The following is a 23,749-nucleotide window of genomic DNA, read 5'->3' as shown; positions in this document are numbered from 1 at the left end:
CGGTCAGGACGTGGTGGCGGCGGGGGCCGGTACGTCGAGCAGCGACGTGATCAGTTCGCCGCACCAGTTCAGCAGGGCGATGTCGCGCATCGGCTCGCCACCGACCCGGCGGGTCGACGGACGGTTGACGCTGACCGTATCCAGGTTCGGCTTGTACGTCGCGTCCGGGTAGAGCCGCTTCAGCCGGAGCTGCTTCGACTCCGGCAGCGGCATCGGCGAGAACCGCACGTGCCGGCCCTGGAGCGACACGTCCGTCAGCCCGTAACTCCGTGCCAGCAAACGGAACCGCGCCACCTGCAGCAGGTTCTCCACCGGCGTCGGGATCTCCCCGTACCGGTCGGTCAGCTCGGCGCGCACCTCGTCGAGCGCGGCCTCGTCGCGTACCTCGGCGAGCTTGCGGTACACCTCCAGCCGCAGCCGCTCGACGGAGATGTAGTCGTGCGGCAGGTGCGCGTCGATCGGCAGGTCGACCTTGACGCTGGAAGCATGGTCGAGCTCCTCCTGATTGCCTCCCTTGAACGCCTGCACCGCCTCGCCGACCATCCGCACGTACAGGTCGAAGCCGACGCCCTCGATGTGGCCCGACTGCTGTCCCCCCAGCAGGTTCCCGGCGCCGCGGATCTCCAGGTCCTTCATCGCCACGAACATGCCGGCGCCCAGCTCGGTGTGCTGCGCGATGGTGGCCAGCCGCTCGTGCGCCTGCTCGGTCAGCGGCTTCTCCCCCGGGTACAGGAAGTAGGCGTACGCGCGCTCGCGGCCGCGGCCGACCCGGCCCCGGATCTGGTGCAGCTGCGACAGACCGAGCATGTCGGCCCGTTCGACGATGAGGGTGTTGGCGTTCGGGATGTCGATGCCGGACTCGACGATCGTCGTACACACGAGCACGTCGATGTCGCGGTTCCAGAAGTCCAGCATGATCTTCTCCAGCCGCTCCTCGCCGAGCTGGCCGTGCGCCACCGCGACCCGCGCCTCCGGTACCAGCTCGCGGATCCGGCGGGCCGCCTTGTCGATCGACTCGACCCGGTTGTGCAGGTAGAAGACCTGGCCGTCGCGCAGCAGCTCGCGCCGGACGGCGGCGGCCACCTGCTTGTCCGCGTACGCCCCGACGAACGTCAGCACGGGGTGCCGCTCCTCCGGCGGCGTCGCGATCACCGACATCTCGCGGATGCCGGTGATCGCCATCTCCAGGGTGCGCGGGATCGGCGTGGCGGACATGGTCAGCACGTCGACGTGCGTCCGCAGCTGCTTCAGGTACTCCTTGTGCTCGACGCCGAACCGCTGCTCCTCGTCGACGATCACCAGGCCGAGGCGCTTGAACCGGGTGTTCGACGACAGCAGCCGGTGCGTACCGAGGACGATGTCGGCGGAACCGTCGGCGATCCCGGTCAGCGTCTGCTCGGTGTCGGCCGCGGTGTTGAAGCGGGACAGCGTCCGGATCGTCACCGGGAACTGCGCCATCCGCTCCGAGAACGTGTTGAAGTGTTGCTGCGCAAGCAAAGTGGTCGGCACCAGTACGGCCACCTGCTTGCCGTCCTGCACCGCCTTGAACGCCGCGCGTACCGCGATCTCGGTCTTGCCGTATCCCACGTCGCCGCAGATCAACCGGTCCATCGGGTACTGCTTGCGCATGTCGGCCTTGACCTCGTCGATGGCCGCCAGCTGGTCCGGCGTCTCCGCGAACGGGAACGCGTCCTCCAGCTCGCGCTGCCACGGCGTGTCCGGGCCGAACGCATGGCCCGGCGAGTTCTGCCGCGCCGCGTACAGCCGGATCAGTTCGGCGGCGATCTCCTTGACCGCCTTGCGCGCGCGGGACTTCGCCTTCTGCCAGTCGGCGCCGCCCATCTTGTGCAGCGTCGGGTGCTCGCCCCCGACGTACCGGGTGAGCTGGTCGAGCTGGTCGGTCGGGACGAAGAGCTGGTCGCCCGGCTGCCCGCGCTTGCTCGCCGCGTACTCCAGCACCAGGTACTCGCGCTCCGCGCCGTTCACCGTGCGGCGCACCATGTCCAGGTACTTCCCGATGCCGTGCTGTTCGTGGACGACGAAGTCGCCCGGCTTCAGCTCCAGCGGGTCGATGGTGTTGCGCCGCCGGCTCGGCATCTTCCGCATGTCGCGGGTGGACGCGCCCTTGCCGCCGGTGATGTCGTTTCCGGTCAGTACCACCAGTTTCGCGGTGTCGTCGACGAACCCGCGCTCCAGCCCGCCGGTGCCGACGAGGAGGGACAGCGGGGCCGGCGGCTCGGGGATCGCCTCGACGAGGACGGCGCCCTGGTCCGCCTCGTGGAACAGCTCCACCGCGCGCTGCGCCGGGCCGTGCCCCTCGAACACCAGCGCCACCGCGTACCCACCGGCGGTCCAGTGCCGGACGTCGCGCAGCACCGCCGCACCGTCCCCGTGGTACAGCGGGGCGGGTTGCGCGCCGAGCGCCACCGCGTCCACCGGCGCGATGTCCACAGTGGACGGTGCCAGTTCGGGGTCGATCTCGGCCAGCTCGTCGGCGATGGACGGCGCCGCATCCGCCTCCACCACACCGAACGGGCTCACCGACCACCACGGCATGCCGAGCCCGGTCGCCACCGTGTGTACGTCCGCGAGGCTGTGGAACGCCGCCGCGTTCAGGTCGATCGGGGTCGCGCCGCCCGCCGCCGCGGCCGCCCACGACGCCGCCAGGAACTCCTCCGACGTGGACACCAGATCGTGCGCCCGCGCCCGGATCCGCTCCGGGTCGCACGCCACCACCACCGTGCCCGCCGGCATCGTCTGTACCAGCAGCTCCAGGCTGTCCGGCCCGACCAGCGCCGGCGTCAGCGACTCCATCCCCTCGACCGGGATGCCCTCCGCCAGCTTCTCGCACATCTCGGCCAGCCCCGGATGCTCCGCGCCGAGCCGCTCCGCCGCACCGCGTACCTCGTCGGTCAGGAGCAGCTCCCGGCACGGCTCGGCGATCAGCCGCGCGCCCTCCGTCTTCTCGAACGACCGCTGGTCGGCGACCGCGAACGAGCGGATCTCGTCCACCTCGTCGCCCCAGAACTCCACCCGCAGCGGGTGCTCCTCCGTCGGCGGGAACACGTCGAGGATGCCGCCCCGGACGGCGAACTCGCCGCGCGAGCCCACCATGTCGACCCGCGCGTACGCCAGGTCGGTGAGGCGGCGCGCCACGTCCTCCAGGTCGGCGGCGTCACCCGGCCGCAGCTCCACCGGCGCCAGGTCGCCCAGCCCGCGCAACTGCGGCTGCAACACCGAACGCACCGCCGCGCACACCACCCGGACCGGGCCCTGTGTCGGGTCGTCCGCCGCCGGGTGCGCCAGCCGGCGCAGCACCGACAACCGGCGCGCCACCGTGTCGCTGCGCGGCGACAGCCGCTCGTGCGGCAGCGTCTCCCACGCCGGGTACGACACGACGGTGTCCGGCGGCAGCAGCGCCCGCAGCGCCTCCGCCAGATCGTCCGCCTCCCGGCCCGTCGCGGTCACCGCCAGCACCGGACGCCCCGCGTACTCCCCGGTGGTGTCGCCGATCGCGGTGGACTCCGCGGCGATCGCGGCGATCACGAACGGGCGCAGCGCCGGCGGGGCGGTGAACTCCAGCCCCTCGGCCGCGGGCCCCTCCGCCCGCGCCGCGTCCCGCGCACGGCGCAGACCGGGATCGGCGAGCGCAGCGGACAGCAGGCCGGCGAGCTTCATGGTGTCTCCCCCAGACAGGCGTGCACGCAGAAATGCCCCGGGGCAGGATCGGACCGGGGTTGATGAACCCCAGCGTACGCCGCCGGGCGGACGGTTCCGCCCGGCGGCGTGGACCGCTCAGCCCGCCATCGGCGCCATCGTCCCGGCGGCCGGCGCCATCGGCCGGTACCGCAGCACCACCGGCAGACCGGCCGCGTCGAACCGGCTGTCCGGGCGTACCGGACCGCCGAGCGTCGGCACCGTCACGACCAGCGGCCGCACCGGCGTCACGTGCGCCCCGGTACGGTGCGCGCCCGCACCCGCCGTACCGGACCGTGCGGGGACCGTACGGATTCCCTTGCCGTGGGCGGTTTTCCGGTGCCCCGACACCGCGTGGCTCCGAGTACTGCGGCCCGCCGGTGTGGCGTGGACCGGCGCGACGTTGGCGCTTTTCTGGTGCCCCGACACCGCGTGGACCGGCGCGGCGTGGGCGGTTTTCCGGTGGCCCGGCACCGCGTGGTGCCGGGTGCCGTGCGCGGCCGGGGTTGCGTGGACCGGCCTGGCCTGGGCGGTTTTGCCGTGCCGGGCGTGCGCTGCTTTGTGGTGGGATCCCTTGGCGTGGGCGGTTTTCCGGTGGTGGCGGGAACGGTTGTGGTGCGCCCCGCGCGGGTGCCGGGCCTTCGCGCCGGCGTGCCCGGACCGGGCGCCGGCGTGCCGGTGGTGGGCGGCCGGGTGCACGAGCGTACCGGTGGTGGCGGGGTCGGCCTGGTGGTCGCCGGGTGTCGTGGCGTGGTGCAGCGCGTCGGCGGTCACCGCGTACCCGGCGGATGCGGCGGACGCGTGCGGTCCGGCGCAGCCGGCGGCCGCGAGCGCGGTGCCGATGCCGAGTGCGGTCAGCAGGATCAGGCGCGCGGTGGCCGGGCCGCGCCGGATGGTACGTCGGTTCATGACACTCCTCTGCCGTGATGGACCGCGCGTGCCACCCCTCCGGACACGTGCGATCACACTGGGCAACGAAGCCTGCGACTGGCGAGCGTTGTCGTACGGCTAAATCGGGGCAAAATCAGCGATCGGCGAGGTCGGCGATCCCGGCGACCATGCGTTCGACGGCGAAGTCGAAGCGGCGCGCGAGATCCGGCGCGGTCAGTTCGTCGGCGAGCGCCACGACGTTCGGGTACCGGTCGGCGGGCATCGCGCGCAGCGTCCCGGCCAGCCCGTCCAGGTACTCCCGCGCGGGAGTACCGGCGGCGACCTCGGCGGCGACGCTGTTCTGTTCGGCGGCGACGAGGCCGAACAGGGACGTGACGCAGGCGTACCCGGCGAAGGCGGTGTCGTGGTCGGACAGGCCGGCGGCGCGGAGGACGGCGAGCAGCGCCTCGATGTTGCGCAGCCCGTGCGGGCCGGTGGTGAAGCGGCCGGCGATGAGGCGGGCGGAGTCGCGGCGCGCCAGCAGGTACCTGCGGAGGTCGTGGGCCATGGCGGTGAGCGCGGCGGGCCAGTCGGCGCGGACGTGGCGGGTCAGGTCGAGGTCGGCGAAGAGTTCGTCGGCGAGCGCGGCGAGCAGTTCGTCCTTGTTCCGGACGTACCGGTAGAGGGAGGCGGCGCGGACGTCGAGCTCGGCGGCGACGCGGCGCATGGTGACGGCGTCGAGGCCGTCGCGGTCCATGAGGCGGAGGCCGGCGTCGAGTACGGCGCGGCCGGTGAGCCCGGGTTCCTCCTTGCGCGGCCGGCCCCGCCGGGCCGGTCGTGTCGCGTCCGCCGCCATGCGCCGCACGCTACCGGCTATGCTGACGGCATTAAATGAACACTGTTAGCTTTTTCGGAGGTACGCATGCCCGCCCGGTACGTGACGGACCTGATCGGCGCGCTCGGCGAGCAGAACGGCGGGCGCACCGCGCTCACCGCCGGCGGGCGTACGTGGAGCTTCGCCGGGCTGCTCGCCGACACGTACCGGACGGCGCGGGCGTTGCGCGGGCTGGGCGTGGCGCGCGGCGACGGGCTGGTGCTGCTGACGGCGAACACGCCGGACGCGCTGCTCGTCCGGCTCGCGGCGTACGTGGCGGGGCTGCGGTTCACGCACGTGCACCTCGAACCGGCGATGCCGACCGTGCCGCACATCGTGGCCGACGCCGCGCCCGCGCTCGTGGTCACCGCCGGCGACCCGCACCCCGCCACGCCTCGCCCCCGGTGGGTACACGCGGGCGAACTGGCCGCGCTCGCCGCGGCCGAGCCGGCGGAGCCGGTGCCGGTGGCCGCCGAGGACGACGACCTCGCGCGCGTCACGTACACGGGGGGCACGACGGGGCTGCCGAAGGGCGTGCCCACCACGTACGGGGCGCTGCACGCCGCGGCCCGCTCCGCCGTCGCCGGTGCCGCCGCGGCGCGCGACGGGCTCGCCGACCGGACCGACCGGGCCCGGTTCCTCGCCGTCACCCCGGTCGCGCACGTCGCCGGCGACCTCGCGCTGATCATGCTGACGCTCGGCGTCGCCGTCGAGACGTACGACTTCGAGCCCGGCCGGATGCTGCGCACGCTGGCCGACTCGCCCGACGACACGATCCTCACGTACCTGTATCCGGCTCTGTTGAGCCAACTCCTCGACCACCCCGACCTGCCGCGCACCGACACCCGCGCGCTGTCGCTCCTCGTGTACGGCAGCGCCCCCGCGTCGCCCGCCCGGCTGCGCGCCGCGCTCGACCGGTTCGGCCCGGTGCTCCAGCAGGGGTACGCGTCGACCGAGGCACCCGCCATCACCGCGCTGACCGCCGCCGACCACGCCCGCCCCGAACTGCTGTCCTCCGTCGGTCGCGCGCTGCCCGGCGTCGAGCTGTCCCTCCGCGACCCGTCCGGTACGCCGGTGGCGGACGGCGACGTCGGCGAGGTCTGCGTACGTTCCCGTTCGGTCATGACCGGGTACTGGCGGCGCCCCGACGAGACCGCCGCCGTACTCCGGGACGGCTGGCTGCACACCGGCGACCTCGGCCGCCTCGACCCCGACGGCTACCTGTACCTGGTCGGCCGGGCCCGCGACATGGTCGTCGTCGGCGGCCGGAACTGTTACGCCGTACCGATCGAGGCCGCGCTGACCGACCACCCCCGGGTACGCGCCGCGGCCGTGGTCGGGGTACCCGACGAGACCACCGGCGAGGCGATCGTCGCGTACGTGGTGGTGGACGCGCCCGTCGACCCGGACGAGTTGCGCGCGCTCGTCACCGCCCGGCTCGGCGCCGTCCACGCTCCCCGCGACGTCCGGTACGTCGACGCGCTGCCGCTCACCGCGCTCGGCAAGCCGGACAAGAACGCCCTGCGCGGGTGGTGAGACGGCGCAGCGCCCGGCCGGGTGGGGCGGCCGGGCGCTGCGGTGGCGGGAGAGTCAGCTCGTCTCGCCCGCCACGGAGAACGAACGCAGCCGGTCGACGGCGACGACCAGCGTGCCGACGGTCAGTACCGCGGCCATGACGATCGCCACCACCAGCGACATCGGGCCGTGCAGCAGGGGGCTGCCGGAGATCTCCGCCGCGAACTCCGTCACGTACTTCTGCACGCTCAGGACCTTGGTGCCGTCCAGCAGGTTGCCGAGCAGCCCCTCCCACAACAGGATGTACGCCAGCCCGACCAGGACGGCGCGGCGGATCAGCAGGCTCGCCATCACGAACAACGCCGAGTAGACGAACGCGCCGATCGCGGACCCGACCGCCAGGCCGACCCCGAGCGACAGCGAGTCGATGATCAGACCCGACAGCAGCATCGGTACGGCCACCACCACGGCGCTCACCACCGCCGCCACCAGGTACTTGGTCAGCAGGATCTCCCGGCGCGGCAACGGTTTCGTGAGGATGTGCACGATCGTGCCGTCGTCCACCTCCGAGCCGATCACGCTGGTACCGATGATCAGCGCCGTGAGCGGGAGTACGACGGCGATGCCGAGCCCGACGAGTACGACCGAGACGGAGTGCTCCGGCGACGCGTGCCGGGACGCGACGAGCGCCGACAGCCCCACCAGGATCAGCGGCAGCGGGATCAGCAGCAGCGAACGCTTCCGGCCGAGCAGGCCGCGCAGCGTGATCGACGCGATCGTCGGGTTGAAGAGGCGCGCACCGCGGGCGGGCGCCACCGTGGAGCTGCTGGTCATCGGGCACCCACCAGGTAGGAGAAGACGCTTTCCAGGGACTCGTCGGCCGGGACGACGGTCAGCAGCCGGATCCCGCCGGTACGGGCGATGCGCGGCAACGCCCGCGAGAACCGGCCGTAGTCGGCGGCGCGGATCTTCAACCCGCCCGCCGTCGCCCCGCGACCGCGGCCGGTGTGCGCGACGATCTCGACCCCGGCGACCGAGTCCTCGGCCATCAGCGCCACCGCCAGCGCCCGGTCGTCCGACGACGAGATCACGAACTCGTGCGGCCGGCTCGTCATCAGCCGGCGGATCTTCCGGTAGTCGCCGGAGGCGGCGAGCCGACCCGCCACGATCACCTGCACGGTGCCGGAGAGCTGCTCGACCTCCTCCAGGATGTGCGAGGAGAACAGCACCGTACGGCCGGCCGCGGCCATCTGGTGCAGCAGTTCCATCATGTGCATCCGCTGCCGCGGGTCCATGCCGTTGAACGGCTCGTCCAGCAGCAGCACCCGGGGGTCGTGCACGAGCGCCGCGGCGACCCGGGCGCGCTGCCGCATGCCCTTCGAGTACGTGTCGATGCGGCGGTCGGCGGCGGAGGCGAGGTCGACCATGTCGATCGCGCGCCTCGTCGCGGCCTCCGCGTCGGGCAGCCGCTGCAGCTTCGCCGACGCCCGGATGAACTCCCGCGCCGTCAGGAAGCCGTGCACGTTCTCCCGCTCGGTGACCAGGCCCAGATCCCGGTACACGTCCGGGTTGCGCCAGGTCGGCCTGCCGGCGACCCGGACCGTACCGCGGGACGGGGCGAGGAAGCCGGCCATCATGTGCAGCAGCGTGGTCTTGCCCGCGCCGTTCGGGCCGAGGAGGCCGGTGACGCCGGGGCCGAGGCTCATCGTCACGTCGTTGACCGCGACGACGTTGCCGTACCACCGGGAGACGTTCGCGAGTTCGAGGACGGCGGGTGCCGCCGGGGTGGCCGCGCGCTCGGTCGCCGGCTCGGTGCCGATGCTCATCGGCCTTCCTCCTTCGTCGGAAGCCCGATGAGGCACCACGCGCGATTCTTACGGTTCGCTCGCTGACGCTCGCTCATCGGCCTTCCTCCTTCGTCGGAAGCCCGATGAGGCACCACGCGCGATTCTCACGGTTCGCTCGCTGACGCTCGCTCATCGGCCTTCCTCCTTCGTCGGAAGCCCGACGAGGCACCACGCGCGATTCTCACGGTTCGCTCGCTCACGCTCGCTCATCAGGACGCCACCTTCCGGTACCGGTAGACCAACAGGGCGGTGCAAAGGGCGACCAGGACCACCGCGGCCCCGGCGTACAGCGGGCCGAAGGAGCCGATGGCCGGCTCGGCGCTGCCGCCGAACAGCCAGTTGCGCAGGCCGCTGAGGATGCCGGTGATGCTGAACAGCGACGCGAGCTGGCGCATCGTCTCGGTGCCGACCACCTGGAGTACGCCGGAGATCGGTGTGGTGACCAGGAAGACGGCCACCACGGCACCGGCGGCGATGGTGCGCCGGGAGCTGAGCGAGGCGATCAGCAGCGCGACGGCGGACAGTACGATCGCGTAGATCACGGCGTTCAGCAGGCCGGGCAGGAAGTCGGTGAACTGGCCCCACGCCCCGCTCAGCCCGGAGCCGGAGAACGCGCCGCCCAGGAACATCACGAACAGCGGTACGGCCAGGATCAGCGACACCGCCGTCACCAGCGCCGCCAGCTTCGCGAGTACGTAGTCGTCGCGGCCGATGGGACGCGAGAAGTACAGCGGGAGGACCTTGTTGCGCAGGTCGCGGGACGCCAGCTCGGGCGCGACCGCGGCGAGCAGCAGGACGAGCAGGAAGCTCAGGGTGCCCGGGAAGTCCACATAGGACAGTTGCGGGATCTCCACCTTGAACTGCGCCTTGACCGCCGCCGCGACGACCGCGATGACCAGCAGGATGCCCGCCACCGAGAACGGGAAGATCTTCGCCTTCGCGCTGCGGCCCATCCCGAACACCGTCCGGAAGCTGTACACGTACAGGCTGCGCACCGCGTGCCCGCGGCCCAGCCGCTGCCCCGTGTACCGCTGGTAGCCGATGTCGTGGATCGTGCCGGTGTTCGCCACGTCAGCCATTGGTCGGGCCTCCCGCGCTCGGAGTGTTGAACAGCTCGGCCACCCGGTGCCGGCGTTCCTCCAGCCGGTGCAGCGGCAGGTCCAGGTCCACGATCAGGTCACGGACCAGGTCGTACGTCGAGTCGGACTCGACCGGGGTGACCAGCGCCGCGCCGTCCCGGCCGATCCGCAGACCGCGCTCGGACAGCGCCGCCGCCAACGCGTCGGTGCCCTCGTCCACCTCGACCGTCAACACCGCGGTACGGGTCGTCATCGCCGACACCCGGTCCGCCCGCAGCAGCCGGCCCGACTCGATCGCCACCAGCCCGTCCGCGATCTGCTCCACCTCACCCAGCAGGTGCGAGCACACCACCACCGCGATCCCGAACTCCGTACCGATCCGGTGCACCAGGTCCAGCATCCCGTCCCGGCCCGCCGGATCCAGCCCGTTCGTCGGCTCGTCCAGCAGCAGCAGATCCGGGTCGTGCACCAGCGACTGCGCCAGCTTCACCCGCTGCTTCATGCCCGTCGAGTACCCGCCGATCTGGCGGTAGCGCTCCTCGTACAGGCCGACGTGGCGCAGCGTCTCGGACGCGCGCTCGCGTGCCGCCGTCTTCGGCAGCCCCGACATCCGGCCCATGTGCGTGACGAACTCCGCCGCGCTCACGTCCGGCGGCAGGCAGTCGTTCTCCGGCATGTACCCGACGCGCGCCCGGACCTGCTCGCCCTGGCTGGTCGGATCCATCCCCAGCACCCGGAGCTGGCCCGCGGTGGGGGTCAACAGCCCGAGCATCGTCTTGATCAGCGTCGACTTGCCGGCACCGTTCGCGCCGACCAGGCCGGTGATCCCCGGTTCGATCTCCACCGTGAGGTCGGCCAGCGCGGTCACCCGCTCCGCGTACCTCTTGGTGAGTCCCTGCGTCGTGATGATTGCCACGACCTGACCGTACGTCCCGGTCGGTGGGCTGTCGTCGGACGACCGGAGTACGTGCACCCTGACTTCCGACCTACGGGCCACCCTGACAGGCGCCTGGAAGTACCCCCGACGCGGTACCGGCCGGGTCGGCCGGGAGTGCGCGGGTGCACGCCGTGCACGACCGCGCAGATGACGAGTACGACGAAGACCGTGCCGGCGTCGGTCAGGTGCGGCCGGCTGCCCTCCGGACGGCCGACCAGTCCGAGCACGGCGCCGTGCCCGCGGCCGACACGCCAGGCACCCGGGCAGGGCGAACGGCCCGGACTTCATATCGGACGAACGCAACAACCGACGTCGAACCACGCATCGGCCCCGGGTACGCCTCGGGCGCGGCCGGGCGCGGGACCGCGGCGGGGACGTACCGGACGGGACGAAACGGGAGCCAGGGGTGTCGGTCCCGGGCCGGGTGGGACGCGCGCTACGGCCTACGGAGCGTGGGCTGGATACCCGCGCGGATCGGACGTTGCGGGCGCGCTGACCGCCGTGCTGTCCACGTTTCGGGAGCGGGCCGTCTCGAAGAGTGAACGTTCTCACGCCGTGGTCCGCGCCCTCCCACGCCGCCGTTACGATCGGGTCGATCTCGGACAGTGTCGTCGGAGGCTCTGCTGGTACGGCGGAAGGGAGCTTCTGAAGATGACCGAGAGTCCGAAGGCAGGCGCGCCGGACGCGGCACTGCGGGCCGACATCAGGCGGCTGGGCACCCTGCTGGGCGAGGCGCTGGTCCGGCAGGAGGGCCAGGGGCTGCTGGACCTGGTCGAGGAGGTCCGGGCGCTGGTCCGTACCGACTCGGCGAGCACGGTGGCGGGCCGGCTGGCCGAGCTGGACGTGGCGACGGGGATCCGGCTGGGCCGCGCGTTCTCGACGTACTTCCACCTGGCGAACGTGACGGAGCAGGTGCACCGGGCCCGGGACCTGCGGGCCGCGCGTGCGGTGACGGGCGGCTGGCTGCGCGAGACCGCCGAGCTGATCCGCAAGGCGGGTACGCCGGCGGCGGACATCGCGGCGGCGGCGGGCCGGCTGGCGATCCGCCCGGTGTTCACGGCGCACCCGACGGAGGCGGCGCGCCGGTCGATCCTGGTGAAGCAGCGCGCGCTGGCGGACGTGCTCGACTTGGAGGCGGCGGAGAAGGCGCTGGGCGGCGGCGGCGATACCGCGGCGTACGACCGGCGGTTGGCGGAGCTGATCGACCTGCTGTGGCAGACCGACGAGCTGCGGTTGACGAAGCCGGAGCCGACGGACGAGGCCCGCAACGCCATCTACTACCTGACCGAGCTGTACGCCGACGCCGCGCCGCGGGTACTGGCCGACCTGCACGACACGCTGGCGGATCTGGGCGCGGAGGTGCCGGTGACGGCGCAGCCGGTCACGTTCGGCACGTGGATCGGCGGCGACCGCGACGGCAATCCGTACGTGACGCCCGAGGTCACGGCGAACGTGCTGGTGCTGCAGCACGAGTACGGGATCCGGGCGGCGGAGAAGGCGATGGACGGGCTGGTCAGCGACCTGTCCCTGTCCGACCGGTACGCGGGGGTCACGCCGGAGCTGGCGGACAGCCTGGCGGCGGACCTGGCGGCGCTGCCGGAGCTGCCGGCGCGGTTCCGGCGGGTCAACGCCGAGGAGCCGTACCGGCTGAAGGCACGCTGCGTGAAGCAGAAGCTGGCGAACACCCGGGCGCGGCTGGCGGCGCGGCGGCGGCACGAACCGGGCCGCGACTACCTGGGCACCGCGGAGTACGTGGCGGATCTGGAGCTGATGCGCGCGTCGCTGACGGCGAACGGCGGCACGCTGGTGGCGGACGGCCGGGTGTCGGACGCGATCCGCGCGGCGGAGGCGTTCGGGTTGCAGCTGGCGACACTGGACGTCCGGGAGCACTCGGAGAAGCACCACGCCGTACTCGCCCAGCTGTACGCGGCGGTCGGCGAGGTGGACTACGCCGCGCTGGACCGCGAGCAGCGCACCGAGCTGCTGGTGCGCGAGCTGGCCGGGCGCCGGCCACTGTCCACACCGGACAGTGCACTGGCCGGGCCGGAGCGCCGGACGTACGACGTGTTCGGGACGATCCGCGAGGTGCAGGACACGTTCGGGCCGGAGGTGATCGAGAGCTACATCATCTCGATGACGCACGGCATCGACGACCTGCTCGCCGCCGCCGTCCTGGCCCGGGAGAACGGCCTGGTCGACGTGCACGCCGGGCACGCCCGGATCGGCTTCGTACCGCTGCTGGAGACGGTGCACGAGCTGAAGACCGGCGGCGAGCTGCTGGACCGCCTGCTCGCCATCCCGGAGTACCGGCGGATCGTGGCGGCGCGCGGCGACGTGCAGGAGATCATGCTGGGCTACTCGGACTCCAACAAGGAGGCCGGGATCGCGGCGAGCCAGTGGTCCATCCACCAGGCGCAGCGGTCGATGCGGGACACGGCGGCCCGGCACGGCGTGACGCTGCGCCTGTTCCACGGCCGCGGCGGTACGGTCGGGCGCGGCGGCGGCCCCACCCACGAGGCGATCCTGGCCCAGCCGTACGGGACGCTCGACGGGTCGATCAAGGTCACCGAGCAGGGCGAGGTCATCTCCGACAAGTACACGCTGCCGGCGCTGGCCCGGGAGAACCTGGAGCTGACGGTGTCGGCCGTGTTGCAGGCGACGCTGCTGCACACCGAGCCGCGGCAGCCGGCCGAGGAGCTGGCGGTGTGGGACTCGGCGATGGAGACGGTCGCGGGCGCCGCCGAGGCGAAGTACCGGGAGCTGGTCGAGCACCCGCGGCTGCCGGACTACTTCTGGGCGTGCACGCCGACGTCGCTGCTCGGCGCGCTCAACATCGGCTCCCGGCCGTCGAAGCGGCCCAACACGTCCGCCGGCCTGGACGGGCTGCGCGCGATCCCGTGGGTGTTCGGCTGGACGCAGACCCGGCAGATCGTCCCCGGGTGGTACGGCGTGGGCACCGGCCTCGCCGCCGCCAACGAGGCCGGCCTGACCGGCACGTTGCGCGCCATGTACCAGCGGTGGCAGTTCTTCCGCACGTTCGTCTCCAATGTCGAGATGATGCTGGCGAAGACCGACCTGTCCATCGCCCGGCGGTACGTCGAGGCGCTGGTGCCGGACGACGAGCTGCGCGGCTTCCTCGACCAGATCGAGGCCGAGTACACCCGCACCGTCGCCGAGGTGCTGGCGATCACCGGCGAGGCGGAGCTGCTCGACGCCCAGCCGGTACTCCAGCGCACGCTCGCCGTCCGCGACACGTACCTGGAGCCGCTGCACCACCTGCAGGTGGCGCTGCTGTCGAAGTACGCGGCGGCCGGCGGGTCGGCCGCGGAGAACCGCGACGAACTGCTGGAACGCGCCCTGCTGTCGACCGTCAACGGGATCGCCGCCGGCCTGCGCAACACGGGCTGACGGCCGCGACGGACCCGACCGGCGGCGGACGCGGACCTCGCCGCCGGTCCGGCACGCCGGCTCCCGTACCGGTACGTCGGCCGGTCGAAGGGGGCGGTCGACCGGGGCCGGGGCGGACTGCGAGACTGTGCAGACACCGGGTGCCGGCCGACGTACGCCGCCGCGGCGGCCCGCGAATGGGGGTGCGATGTCCGAATGGGTCCTGCCCGACGGGGTGCTGCGCGACGCGCCGTCGTACACGCCGCGCCCGGCCGAGCTCGCCGACCTGGAGCTGCTGCTCTCCGGGGCGTACGCGCCGCTCACCGGCTTCCTGGCCGAGGACGACGTGGCGAGCGTGCTGCGCCGCGGCGCGCTCGTCGACGGGACGGCGTGGCCCGTGCCGGTGACGCTGGCCGTACCGGCGGAGGTCGCCGAGCGGCTGGACCCCGGGCACGCGATGCGCCGGCTGCTGATCCTGACCGACCCGGAGGGCGCGCCGGTCGCCGCGGTCGAGGCCACCGAGCTGTCCGAGGTACGCGGCGGCTGGTTCCGCGTCGCCGGCCCGGTACGACGGGTCGGCGCGCCCGAGCACGGCGCGTTCCGTTCGCTGCGGCTGGATCCGGCGGAAACCCGGGAGCTGCTGCCGGAGGGCCGGATCCTCGGCGTCATCGCCACCCGCCCGCTGCACCGGCCGCAGCTCGCGCAGATCGGCAACGCCGCCCGCACCATCGGCGCGCACCTGCTGATCTTCGTACCGGTCGCCGGCCCGACCCCCGAGGGCCTCGCCCCCGAGGTACTCGTGCGCACGGTGCTCGCCGCCCGCGAGCGGCTGCCCTCGGCGACGGTCGTGGCGGTGCCGCTCGCGTCCCGCGGCGACGAGGTACGGGACGGGTTGCTCCGCGCCCGCGTCGCCGCGAACTACGGGGCGACGCACCTGCTGTCCACCGGTGTCGCCGTCGGCGGCGGCATCCGCATCGTCGTCCCCCGCGACCTGGCGTACGACAACCGGGACGGGCAGTGGCGGCCGATGGACGACATCCCACCGCGCCGCCGTCGTACGGCGATGTCGCAGGGGGAGATCGACGACCTGCTGGACCGCGGCTCGCCGCTGCCGGAGTGGCACACGCCGCCGGCGGTGGCGGAGGAGCTGCGCCGGGCCCGGCCGCCGCGGCACAACCGCGGCTTGGTACTGCTGTTCACGGGGCTGTCCGGGGCGGGCAAGTCGACGATCGCCCGCGGCGTGGGTGACGCGCTGGCCGAGTCCGGCGAGCGTACGGTCACCACGCTGGACGGCGACGTCGTACGCCGGATGCTGTCGGCCGGGCTCGGCTTCTCCGCCGAGGACCGGGACCGCAACATCCGCCGGATCGGCTTCGTGGCCGCCGAGGTGGCCCGGCACGGCGGGATCGCGCTGTGCGCCCCCATCGCGCCGTACGCGCGGACCCGTGCCGAGGTGCGCGCCATGGTCCGCGCCGTCGGCGGCGACTTCGTGCTCGTACACGTGGCGACGCCGCTGGAGGTCTGCGAGGAACGCGACCGCAAGGGCCTGTACGCGAAGGCCCGCGCCGGCCAGGTCCCCGCGTTCACCGGCGTGACCGACCCGTACGAGGTGCCCACGGACGCGGACCTCACGCTGGACACGTCCAAGCTGACGGTGGACGAGGCGGTCGACACGGTGCTCGACCACCTGGTCGCGGGCGGCTGGCTGGACGCCATCGACTGATGCACGACGCGCTGCTGGTGGTCGCGGGTCTCGGGGTCGGCGTGGTCGTCGGCCTCACCGGTATGGGCGGCGGCGCGCTGATGACGCCGCTGCTGGTGCTGTTCTTCGGCGTACCGCCGCTGGCCGCGGTGTCCAGCGACCTGGTGGCGAGCCTGGTGATGAAGCCGGTCGGCGGCCTGGTGCACCTGCGCCGCGGCACGGTGGACCGGCGACTGGTGGGCTGGTTGTGCCTGGGCAGCGTGCCGTGCGCGTTCGGCGGGGTGCTGTTGGCCCGCGCCTTCGGTACGGGCGAGTCGGTGCAGCGGGTCGTCTCCACGGCGCTCGGCGTGGCGCTGCTGCTGGCGGTGGTGGGGCTGTCGGCCCGCGCGTTCGTCGCCGTACGGGAGGACGCGCTGGGCGGTGCCGTACCGCAGGCCGCGGCGCCGCTGCGGGTCCGCCCGGTCCCGACCGTACTGGTGGGTGCGGTCGGCGGGCTGATCGTCGGCCTGACCTCGGTCGGGTCCGGGTCGTTGATCATCGTCGCGCTGCTCGCGCTGTACCCGGTGCTCTCCGCGCGCGACCTCGTCGGTACGGACCTGGTCCAGGCCGTACCGCTGGTGGCGGCGGCGTCGCTGGCGCACCTGCTGTTCGGCGACTTCCGGCTGACGCTGACGGCGTTCCTGCTGGTCGGCGCCCTTCCCGGGGTGTACCTGGGCGCCCGGCTGTCGTCCCGCGCCCCGTCCGCCGTCGTACGCCGGGCGCTCGGGTTGGTGCTGCTGGCGAGCGGGCTGAAGATGCTCGGCGTGGGCAACGTGGCGCTGCTGGCCGCGGTGGCCGTCGGCGTACTGGTGTGCGTGCCGGGCTGGCGGGTGCTGCGCCCCCGGCTGCACGCCCGCGTTGCGGCGGCCACCGCATCCGATCGTCGTACCGAATAAACCTACTAAATCGCTCGGGTCTGTCTTGTGGGTCGCTACGGGATCCGCGGGAACGTCGACGTCGGCGCCGGGCTGGACGACCCGGTCGGCGCCGGAGTACTCGACGGCGGCACGGATCCGGACGGCGAGGTCGACGGCGACGGCGAACCGGACGGCGACGCCGACGGGCTCGGCGACGTGGACGGCGACGGACTCGGCGAGCCGGTCGGGCCGGTCGGGCCCACCTGGAAGATCGGCAGTGCCCCCAGATCCCGGTACGCGCCGAGCGCCTGCGCCGGGTTGTTCACCCGCGAGTCCTTCTCCGCCGGCGTGTCGAAGTACACCAGGGCCTTGAGGCGCGGGAAGTGGCCGATCGAGGCGGCGACGTCGCGGTAGAACCACGCCTTGTGGCCGCGGTCCGCGCCGTTCCAGACGCCCCACTCGCCGAGCATCAGCGGCTTGTCCGGGAACCGCGCGCTCGCCCAGCTGTAGAAGCCGGGCCAGCCGACCAGCGGGTACAGGCCGTCGAGTACGAGGTCGGAGGGGACGCCGCCGCGGTTGACCATCTCGTCGAAGTCGCCGTAGCCGTACCCGGGGGTCGAGTAGGCGTAGGTGTCCCAGGCGATCCAGTCGACGACGTCGTCACCCGGGTACAGGTCGTCGTGCCAGGGCGCCATGGCCCACTTCGGGTAGGCCATGTAGTCCATGACGTACACCGCGTTGGTCACGCCGTCCCCGCGCAGCCGCTGCACCACGTGCCGGTACATGGCGGCGTAGTCGGCGGCGGTGTACCCGGAGCCGGGCGTCGCCACGACGTCGTTCTCCGGCTCGTGGTGGATCGTCAGGAAGAACCGGTGTGGGAACTTCGCCTTGATGTTCGTGGCCACCCGGTCCAGGAAGCCGTCGATCTTGGGGTCGCCGGCGGCGATGGCCGCCCAGCTCGCCTCGGCGGGCTTCCAGTTCGTGAAGAGGATCCGGGGGTGTGCGGTGTCGTCGGCCAGCGCGATCTCCTCGGCCGTCGGGAACACCGTCCCGGTCCCCCGGTGGTACGTGTGGAACACGGTCTGGGTCCGCCCGGTCTCCTGCTCGAACGCGCCGAGCGAGGAGGCGGTCGACGTACCGCTGTGTCCACCGGTGGCGGCGCCCCACAGCACCCCGCACGTCGGTACGAGCTTGGCGTCGACGCCGCACGTACCGGCGGGTGGGCTGGACGGGTCGGCCGGAGTGCTGCTGCCGGACGGCTCCGGGGCCAGGCTGGCGCCGGCCCGGGCGGGCGACGGCGGCCCCTCGGTCATCGTGACGCAGAGGGCCAGGACACCACCCACCGCGGTCAGGGCCAGTACGGTCCGCGCGCGTAGCCGCCGCATCTCGTGACTCCTCGCCGTTGATCACCACATGACTCAGGAGTAGCAGGTCACTGACCGATACATCGTCGATTTCCGATGTTTCGTACGTGGGGCCGACACCATCGTGGGACGCGACAGGCCGGGTGCGGTCGCCACGCGGGGCACAGACCGGGCGTACGCGGGGAGCCGCCGCGACGGGGGCCGACACAAGAGGTAGTCGCGGAATCACTTAAGGTGTGGTCTCTGGCCTCTCGGTGCTGCCCACGTGACCCGCCGTCGGGCCGAACCCGTCAGCTCGGCACGAACCCGCCCAGTAGGCGAAAGGCGCACCCCCATGGATGTCACCGCACCGACCGACCTCGCCGGCCACCTCGACGCGGTACGCCGCGGCTGGTGGCTCGTCGTCGTCTGCACGATCCTCGGCGTGGCCGCCGCGGGGGCCGCCACCGCCCTCCTGCCGCGGACGTACGAGTCGACCACCTCCGTACTGGTGCTGCCGACGGGGAACCAGGACGCCAACGCGGCCGGCGGGCGTACCAAGGAGACGATCAACCTCGACACCGAGGCGCAGCTCGTCAAGTCGACCGCGGTCGGCGACCGGGCCCGGACGCTGCTGCACAGCCCGACGGCGACCGGCGACCTGATCGACGCGGTGACCGTCGCGGTGCCGCCGAACAGTACCGTGCTCCAGATCGCTTACAGCGCAGGCGATCCGGCACTCGCGCGGGCCGGCTCGCACGCGTTCGCCGAGGCGTACCTGGCGAACCGGGCGGACGGCGCGGCGTCGGCGAACAACGCCACCGCCGGGGCCCTGCGGTCCCAGGTGTCCTCGGTGACCAAGCAGCTCCAGGACACCTCCGACCAGATCGCCGCCGCGACCGACGGCTCCTCGCAGAAGGTCTACCTGGAGACCCGGCGGCGCAGCCTGTCCAACCAGCTCGACACGCTGACCGGCCGGCTCAGCGACGCCACCGCGCCGCCCGCCAGCCCCGGCCGCATCATCAGCGACGCGGCGCTGCCGACCGCGCCGGCCAGCCCGTCGGTACCGGTGAACCTGGCCGCCGGGTTCGTCCTCGGGCTGCTCGTCGGGCTGGCCGCGGCGCTGCTCCGGTCCCGGTTCGACCGCCGCGTCCGGTACGCCGACGACCTGCGGCACCGGCTCGGCGTACCGGTGCTGGCGGAGCTGACGGCGGCGCCGGACGGGCTGGCGGCGGCCGACGGCGAGCGGACCTTCTCCCGGCTGCGCAACGAACTCACCGCCACCCCCGGCGACCACGCCGTCATCGCCGTCCTCGGTACGACCGCGGGTGGTGCCGGCGCGCTGGTCGCCGCGAACCTGGCCGCGGCGTACGGACGGGCCGGCACGGACACCGTCCTCGTCGCGTCCGGCGCGGACGGCGACGTGGCCGCGCTGACCGGCGTACCGGCGGAGCCCGGACTGTCCGACGTGCTCGCCGGTACCGACCTGGCCGAGGCCCTGCACCGCGCCGCCGACGAACCCAACCTCTGGGTACTCGCGGCCGGCGCGGGCGCCGGGCGGCCGTCCGTCGAGCCGGCGCGTACGGCGCTGCGGCGGCTGCGGGAGCGGGCCGAGCAGGTCGTGCTGGTCACGCCGGACACCGCCACCGGCCCGGACGCGCAGACCCTCGCCAGCCTCGCCGACGCCGCCGTACTCGCGGTCGAGCTGCGCGCCACCCGGCGCGAGGACGTACGGGACGCGGTGGACCAGCTCCGCGGTGTCGGTACGCCGCTGCTCGGCGCCGTCGTGCTGCCGCCCCCGGCCCCCGCGGCCGCCACGCCGACCGCCGTACCGGCGCCGCGGACGGACCGGGACTCCGCGCCGGACTCCGGTGTGGCGGAAGAGGATTCGCCGTCGGACAAGAATTCCGGAGTGTCCGCGGTGGGCAGGGAAGTCCGGTCGGACGAGGACGCCGCGGCGGACCGGGATGCCCGGTCGGACGGGGAATCCGGCGCGAAGGACGGGACGGCGGCGGACGCCGGGCCGGAGCCGGTGGCGGTCGGCGACGGTTCGCCGGCAGCGGTACGCGGGGCCTGAGCGCGTGACTGTCGCGCAGGCCCCGCCCCGGGCGGTACTCGCCGCGCCGCCGCGGACCCGTCGCTGGCTCGACGCGTGCTGGCCGCTGACCTGGCTGCTCGCCGGGTACCCGGTCTGGTGGGCGCTCGGGCTCGGCGTCCTGATCTTCCCGATCATGGCCGTACCGATGGCGGCGGCGGTCGCGCGTCGCCGCCCGCTGCGCCTGCCGCCGGAACTGGCGCTGTGGCTGCTGTTCCTGCTCGTCACGATCGCCGGGCTGGCCGCGCTCGGACTCAACCCGGCCGGCACCATCCCGGGCAGCGCGACGAGCCGGCTGCCGGGCGTCGCGTTCCGGCTCGTCGAGTACGCGTCGCTCACGGTTCTGTTGCTGTACGCGGGAACCCGGACCGAACGGGAGTTGCCGAAGCGGCGGCTGGTGCTGCTGCTCGGGTGGCTGTTCGTGGTGACGGTGGGCGGCGGGCTGCTCGGCACGTTCGCCGGGCACTTCGAGTTCTCCTCGCCGGTGGAGCTGCTGCTGCCGCCGCACGTACGGGCCAACAGCTTCGTCGCGTCGCTGGTACACCCGGCCGCCGCGCAGGTCATGGAGGTCCTCGGATACGCGGCGCCGCGGCCGGCCGCGCCCTGGGGGTACACGAACACCTGGGGCAACAACCTGGCGCTGCTGGCCGGCTGGTTCGTGGTCGCCGCGTTCTCGTTGCGGTACGAGGGATCCGCCCGGTTGGTCCGATGTGGACGGTGGGTCGCGCTCGGGGTGCTGGCCCTCGCCGTCATCCCCACCGTGTACTCCCTGAACCGCGGGCTGTGGATCGACCTCGGCCTGCTCGCCGGGTACCTGGCGGTACGGCTCGCGTTGCGCGGCCGGCTGTGGGCGATCGGTACGGCGGCCGCGGCGGTGCTGGTGGTCGCCGTACTGGTGCTGGCGACGCCGCTCGGCCAGGTGGTGCGCGACCGGATGGCGAACGGCAAGTCCAACAACGTGCGGATGTTCGTGACCGAGCGGGCGCTGGACGGGGTGTGGCAGTCGCCGGTCGTCGGGCTCGGTACGACCCGCGCGACGCAGGGCAGCGACAGGTCGATCGCGGTCGGCGACACCGGCAGCTGCAAGCGCTGCGGCGGCCACACGATCGGCGGCAACGGCCAGCTCTGGCAGGTCCTCTACCTGCACGGGCTGCTCGGTACCGCGCTCTACATCGGTTTCTTCGTGGTGGTGCTGTGGCGCTACCGCCGCGACGGTACGCCGACCGGGTTGGCCGCGTCCGGCGCGATCGTCGTCTCGCTCGCCTCGATGTTCTACTACAACGCTCTCGTCACGCCGCTGGCGTTCACGTTCCTGTCGTACGTCCTGCTCTGGCGCAACGCCACCGATCCCGTTGAGGAGAACGCTTCATGACCGTGCCGGCCGAACTGACCGCCGGTGAGGCGGCCCGGCGCGCGGCGTACCTGACCGAGGTGCTGCCGCTGCTGTACCCGCCGCCCTGCGCGGTGTCGCTGCCCGGAACGTCCACTGTGGACGACACGAGCCGGGAGTACGTGGTGCTGCCGGACATGCGGCGGGCGCGGCTGCTCGCCCCGGCCGGCAGTACCCGGGTGACCGTCGGCGCCGTCCGCCGGTACTCCGAGCCCCAGTCGCTGACGTCGCGGATGAAGCGCGGCGCGGTCGTGGCGGCGTTGCGTACCGGGGCGTCCCGGGTACTGCTGCGCGACCGGGTCCGGGTGTCCACACCGGACGGTGCCGACAACATCGAACGCTGCCTGCGCGAGCTGCTCGGCGTCAGCCTGGTCCCGTCCGTCCACATCGGACCGGCGCGGGCCAACCGGAAACCGGTGCTGCAACTGCTCGACGAGGTCGGCCGGACCATCGCGTTCGTCAAGCTCGGCATCAACGAACTGACCCGCGGCCTGGTACGGGCCGAGGCGCGCGCGCTGCTCACCGTCGCGAACGCCGGCTTCCGGCACCTGTCCGCGCCGGCCGTACTGTCGACCGGGCAGTGGCGCGGGCACGAACTGCTCGCCTCGTCGGCGCTGCCGATCGACCGGCCCCGCGTACCGCTGACGCGGGAGACGCTGGTCGCCGCGATGCGGGAGGTGGCCGGGGTGACCGGGCTGCGCCGGCAACGCCTCGCCGACAGCCGGTACTGGGCCCGGCTGCGCGCCAGGCTCGCCGGCCTCACCGCGACCGAGGACGGCCGGGCGCTCGCCGCAGCCGGCCGCGACCTGGTACTCCGCACCGGTGGTCTGCGGCTGGAGTTCGGTGCGTGGCACGGGGACTGGACGCCGTGGAACATGGCGTCCACCACCGAGGGGCTGCTGGTGTGGGACTGGGAGCGCTTCGACACCGGCGTACCGGTGGGCTTCGACCCGCTGCACTACCGGCTGCAGGCCGCGATCGTCCGCGACGGCCGGGAACCCCGGGCCGCGGTGACCGAGTGCCTCGACGCGGCCGGCCCGCTGCTCGCCGACGCGGGCGTACCGGCGGAGGCGGCGCGGGTCACCGCCCTGCTGTACCTGGTCGACCTGGCGGCGCGGTACCTGGGTGACAAGCAGGCGGAGGCGGGCGCCCGGCTGGGCGTGCTCGGTACCTGGCTGCTGCCCGAACTCGTCGCCGCGGTCCGCGCGGTGGACGACCCTTCGCCAACCGAGGTGAGCTGACATGCCCTTGCGTTCCTCCGTACCGGCGCCCGTGAAGCGGTTGGTGCACACCGGATCCGTGACGTTGGGCCGGTTGTCGGCGGGCTCCCGGATGCTGCCGTCGTTCCTCATCGCGGGCGGCCAGCGGTGTGGCACGACGTCAATGTACCGGGCGCTCGCCGCGCACCCCGCGGTACTGAAAGCCGTACTGCACAAGGGAGTCCACTACTTCGACGTGGACTACCACCGCGGCCCGGACTGGTACCGCGGGCACTTTCCGTTGCGGCGCACCGCCCGCCGGGTCAGCGACCGCACCGGCGCCCGCGCGCAGACCTTCGAGTCCAGCCCGTACTACATGTACCATCCGCTTGCGGCGGAACGGATCGCCGCGGCGCTGCCGGACGTGAAGCTCATCGTGCTGATCCGCGACCCGGTCGAGCGGGCGTACTCGCAGCACGCGCACGAGGTGGCGCGCGGCTTCGAGACCGAGCGGGACTTCTCGGTCGCGCTGGGCCGCGAGCCGGGCCGGCTGGCCGGCGAGGCGGAGCGGCTGCGCGCGGATCCCGCGTACCACAGCCATTCCCACCAGCACCACGCGTACGCCGAGCGCGGCCAGTACATCGATCACCTGCTGCGGCTGGAGTCCGTGTTCGGCCGGGAGCGCCTGCACGTGGTCGACGCCGAGATGTTCTTCACCGACCCCGAGCCGGTGTACGACTCGGTGCTGTCGTTCCTGGGCCTGCCCGATCTCGGGTACCCGCGGTTCGAGCGGCACAACGCGCGCCGCCGCGGGCCGATGCCGGACCGTACCCGGGAGCTGTTGGAAGGGCACTTCGAGCCGTACAACCGGCGGCTGGTGGAGTGGCTCGGGTACCGGCCGTCGTTCCTGGAGCGCTGA

At 73.1% G+C, this 23,749-nt stretch carries 16 protein-coding genes; 8 read left to right on the top strand and 8 right to left on the bottom strand.

The window, feature by feature from the left end; translation table 11 throughout:
- Positions 1–3: 3 nt before the first annotated feature.
- The 3 genes from mfd to Aru02nite_RS06110 form a co-directional block, all read right to left on the bottom strand.
- Positions 4–3,678, bottom strand: a complete 3,675-nt coding sequence (gene mfd, locus Aru02nite_RS06120) for a transcription-repair coupling factor (RefSeq protein WP_203655579.1) — start codon at positions 3,676–3,678, stop codon at positions 4–6.
- A gap of 117 nt (positions 3,679–3,795) precedes the next feature.
- The gene (locus tag Aru02nite_RS06115; protein ID WP_203655577.1) at positions 3,796–4,605 is read right to left on the bottom strand and encodes a hypothetical protein; all 810 of its coding nucleotides are present in this window, start codon (positions 4,603–4,605) and stop codon (positions 3,796–3,798) included.
- Between the two features lie 115 nt (positions 4,606–4,720).
- A complete protein-coding gene (locus tag Aru02nite_RS06110; protein ID WP_203655575.1) occupies positions 4,721–5,422 on the bottom strand; it encodes a TetR/AcrR family transcriptional regulator in 702 nt (233 codons plus the stop codon).
- Between the two features lie 66 nt (positions 5,423–5,488).
- Here Aru02nite_RS06110 and Aru02nite_RS06105 point away from each other — a divergent pair, with 66 nt between their 5' ends.
- Positions 5,489–6,976 carry an AMP-binding protein gene (locus Aru02nite_RS06105; RefSeq protein WP_203655574.1) on the top strand — a complete coding sequence of 496 codons (1,488 nt, stop codon included), beginning with the start codon at positions 5,489–5,491 and terminating at the stop codon, positions 6,974–6,976.
- 54 nt (positions 6,977–7,030) lie between these two features.
- Here the strand turns inward: Aru02nite_RS06105 and Aru02nite_RS06100 are convergent, their stop codons facing one another.
- From Aru02nite_RS06100 to Aru02nite_RS06085, 4 genes are all read right to left on the bottom strand, one after another.
- Entirely contained in the window at positions 7,031–7,789 is a 759-nt protein-coding gene (locus tag Aru02nite_RS06100) for an ABC transporter permease (protein WP_203655573.1), read from the bottom strand.
- Complete coding sequence (locus Aru02nite_RS06095) at positions 7,786–8,781, bottom strand: ABC transporter ATP-binding protein (RefSeq protein ID WP_203655572.1); 996 nt, start codon at positions 8,779–8,781, stop codon at positions 7,786–7,788. Before Aru02nite_RS06095 ends, Aru02nite_RS06100 begins: the two co-directional genes overlap by 4 nt.
- A gap of 230 nt (positions 8,782–9,011) precedes the next feature.
- Entirely contained in the window at positions 9,012–9,881 is an 870-nt protein-coding gene (locus Aru02nite_RS06090; protein ID WP_203655571.1) for an ABC transporter permease, read from the bottom strand.
- Positions 9,874–10,797, bottom strand: coding sequence for an ABC transporter ATP-binding protein (locus Aru02nite_RS06085; protein ID WP_203655570.1), 924 nt, complete (start codon positions 10,795–10,797; stop codon positions 9,874–9,876). The genes Aru02nite_RS06090 and Aru02nite_RS06085 overlap by 8 nt, the downstream gene beginning before the upstream one ends.
- Before the next feature lie 672 nt (positions 10,798–11,469).
- On the opposite strand from Aru02nite_RS06085, the gene ppc reads away from it, so the two are divergent.
- From ppc to Aru02nite_RS06070, 3 genes are all read left to right on the top strand, one after another.
- Positions 11,470–14,226, top strand: coding sequence for a phosphoenolpyruvate carboxylase (ppc, locus tag Aru02nite_RS06080; RefSeq protein WP_203655569.1), 2,757 nt, complete (start codon positions 11,470–11,472; stop codon positions 14,224–14,226).
- Positions 14,227–14,413: 187 nt separating this feature from the next.
- Positions 14,414–15,928, top strand: coding sequence for an adenylyl-sulfate kinase (gene cysC / locus Aru02nite_RS06075; RefSeq protein ID WP_203655568.1), 1,515 nt, complete (start codon positions 14,414–14,416; stop codon positions 15,926–15,928).
- Positions 15,928–16,842 carry a sulfite exporter TauE/SafE family protein gene (locus Aru02nite_RS06070; protein WP_203655567.1) on the top strand — a complete coding sequence of 305 codons (915 nt, stop codon included), beginning with the start codon at positions 15,928–15,930 and terminating at the stop codon, positions 16,840–16,842. The genes cysC and Aru02nite_RS06070 overlap by 1 nt, the downstream gene beginning before the upstream one ends.
- A 35-nt stretch (positions 16,843–16,877) precedes the next feature.
- Here the strand turns inward: Aru02nite_RS06070 and Aru02nite_RS06065 are convergent, their stop codons facing one another.
- On the bottom strand, positions 16,878–18,188 hold the full coding sequence (locus Aru02nite_RS06065) for a glycoside hydrolase family 26 protein (protein ID WP_203655566.1): 1,311 nt from the start codon (positions 18,186–18,188) through the stop codon (positions 16,878–16,880).
- A 313-nt stretch (positions 18,189–18,501) separates the two neighbouring features.
- Between Aru02nite_RS06065 and Aru02nite_RS06060 the strand changes: the two genes are divergently transcribed.
- From Aru02nite_RS06060 to Aru02nite_RS06045, 4 genes are read left to right on the top strand one after another with little or no spacing between them, the layout of a single operon-like run.
- A complete protein-coding gene (locus Aru02nite_RS06060) occupies positions 18,502–20,223 on the top strand; it encodes a Wzz/FepE/Etk N-terminal domain-containing protein (protein WP_203655565.1) in 1,722 nt (573 codons plus the stop codon).
- Positions 20,224–20,227: 4 nt separating this feature from the next.
- On the top strand, positions 20,228–21,613 hold the full coding sequence (locus Aru02nite_RS06055) for an O-antigen ligase family protein (protein ID WP_239076430.1): 1,386 nt from the start codon (positions 20,228–20,230) through the stop codon (positions 21,611–21,613).
- The gene (locus Aru02nite_RS06050) at positions 21,610–22,872 is read left to right on the top strand and encodes a hypothetical protein (protein ID WP_203655563.1); all 1,263 of its coding nucleotides are present in this window, start codon (positions 21,610–21,612) and stop codon (positions 22,870–22,872) included. The genes Aru02nite_RS06055 and Aru02nite_RS06050 overlap by 4 nt, the downstream gene beginning before the upstream one ends.
- A 1-nt stretch (position 22,873) precedes the next feature.
- Positions 22,874–23,749: a sulfotransferase domain-containing protein gene (locus tag Aru02nite_RS06045; protein ID WP_203655562.1), complete on the top strand. Its 876-nt coding sequence runs from the start codon at positions 22,874–22,876 to the stop codon at positions 23,747–23,749.

The sequence above is a fragment of the Actinocatenispora rupis genome, assembly GCF_016861975.1.
GTDB lineage: Bacteria > Actinomycetota > Actinomycetes > Mycobacteriales > Micromonosporaceae > Actinocatenispora > Actinocatenispora rupis.
This window is presented reverse-complemented; position numbering and strand designations above follow the sequence as displayed.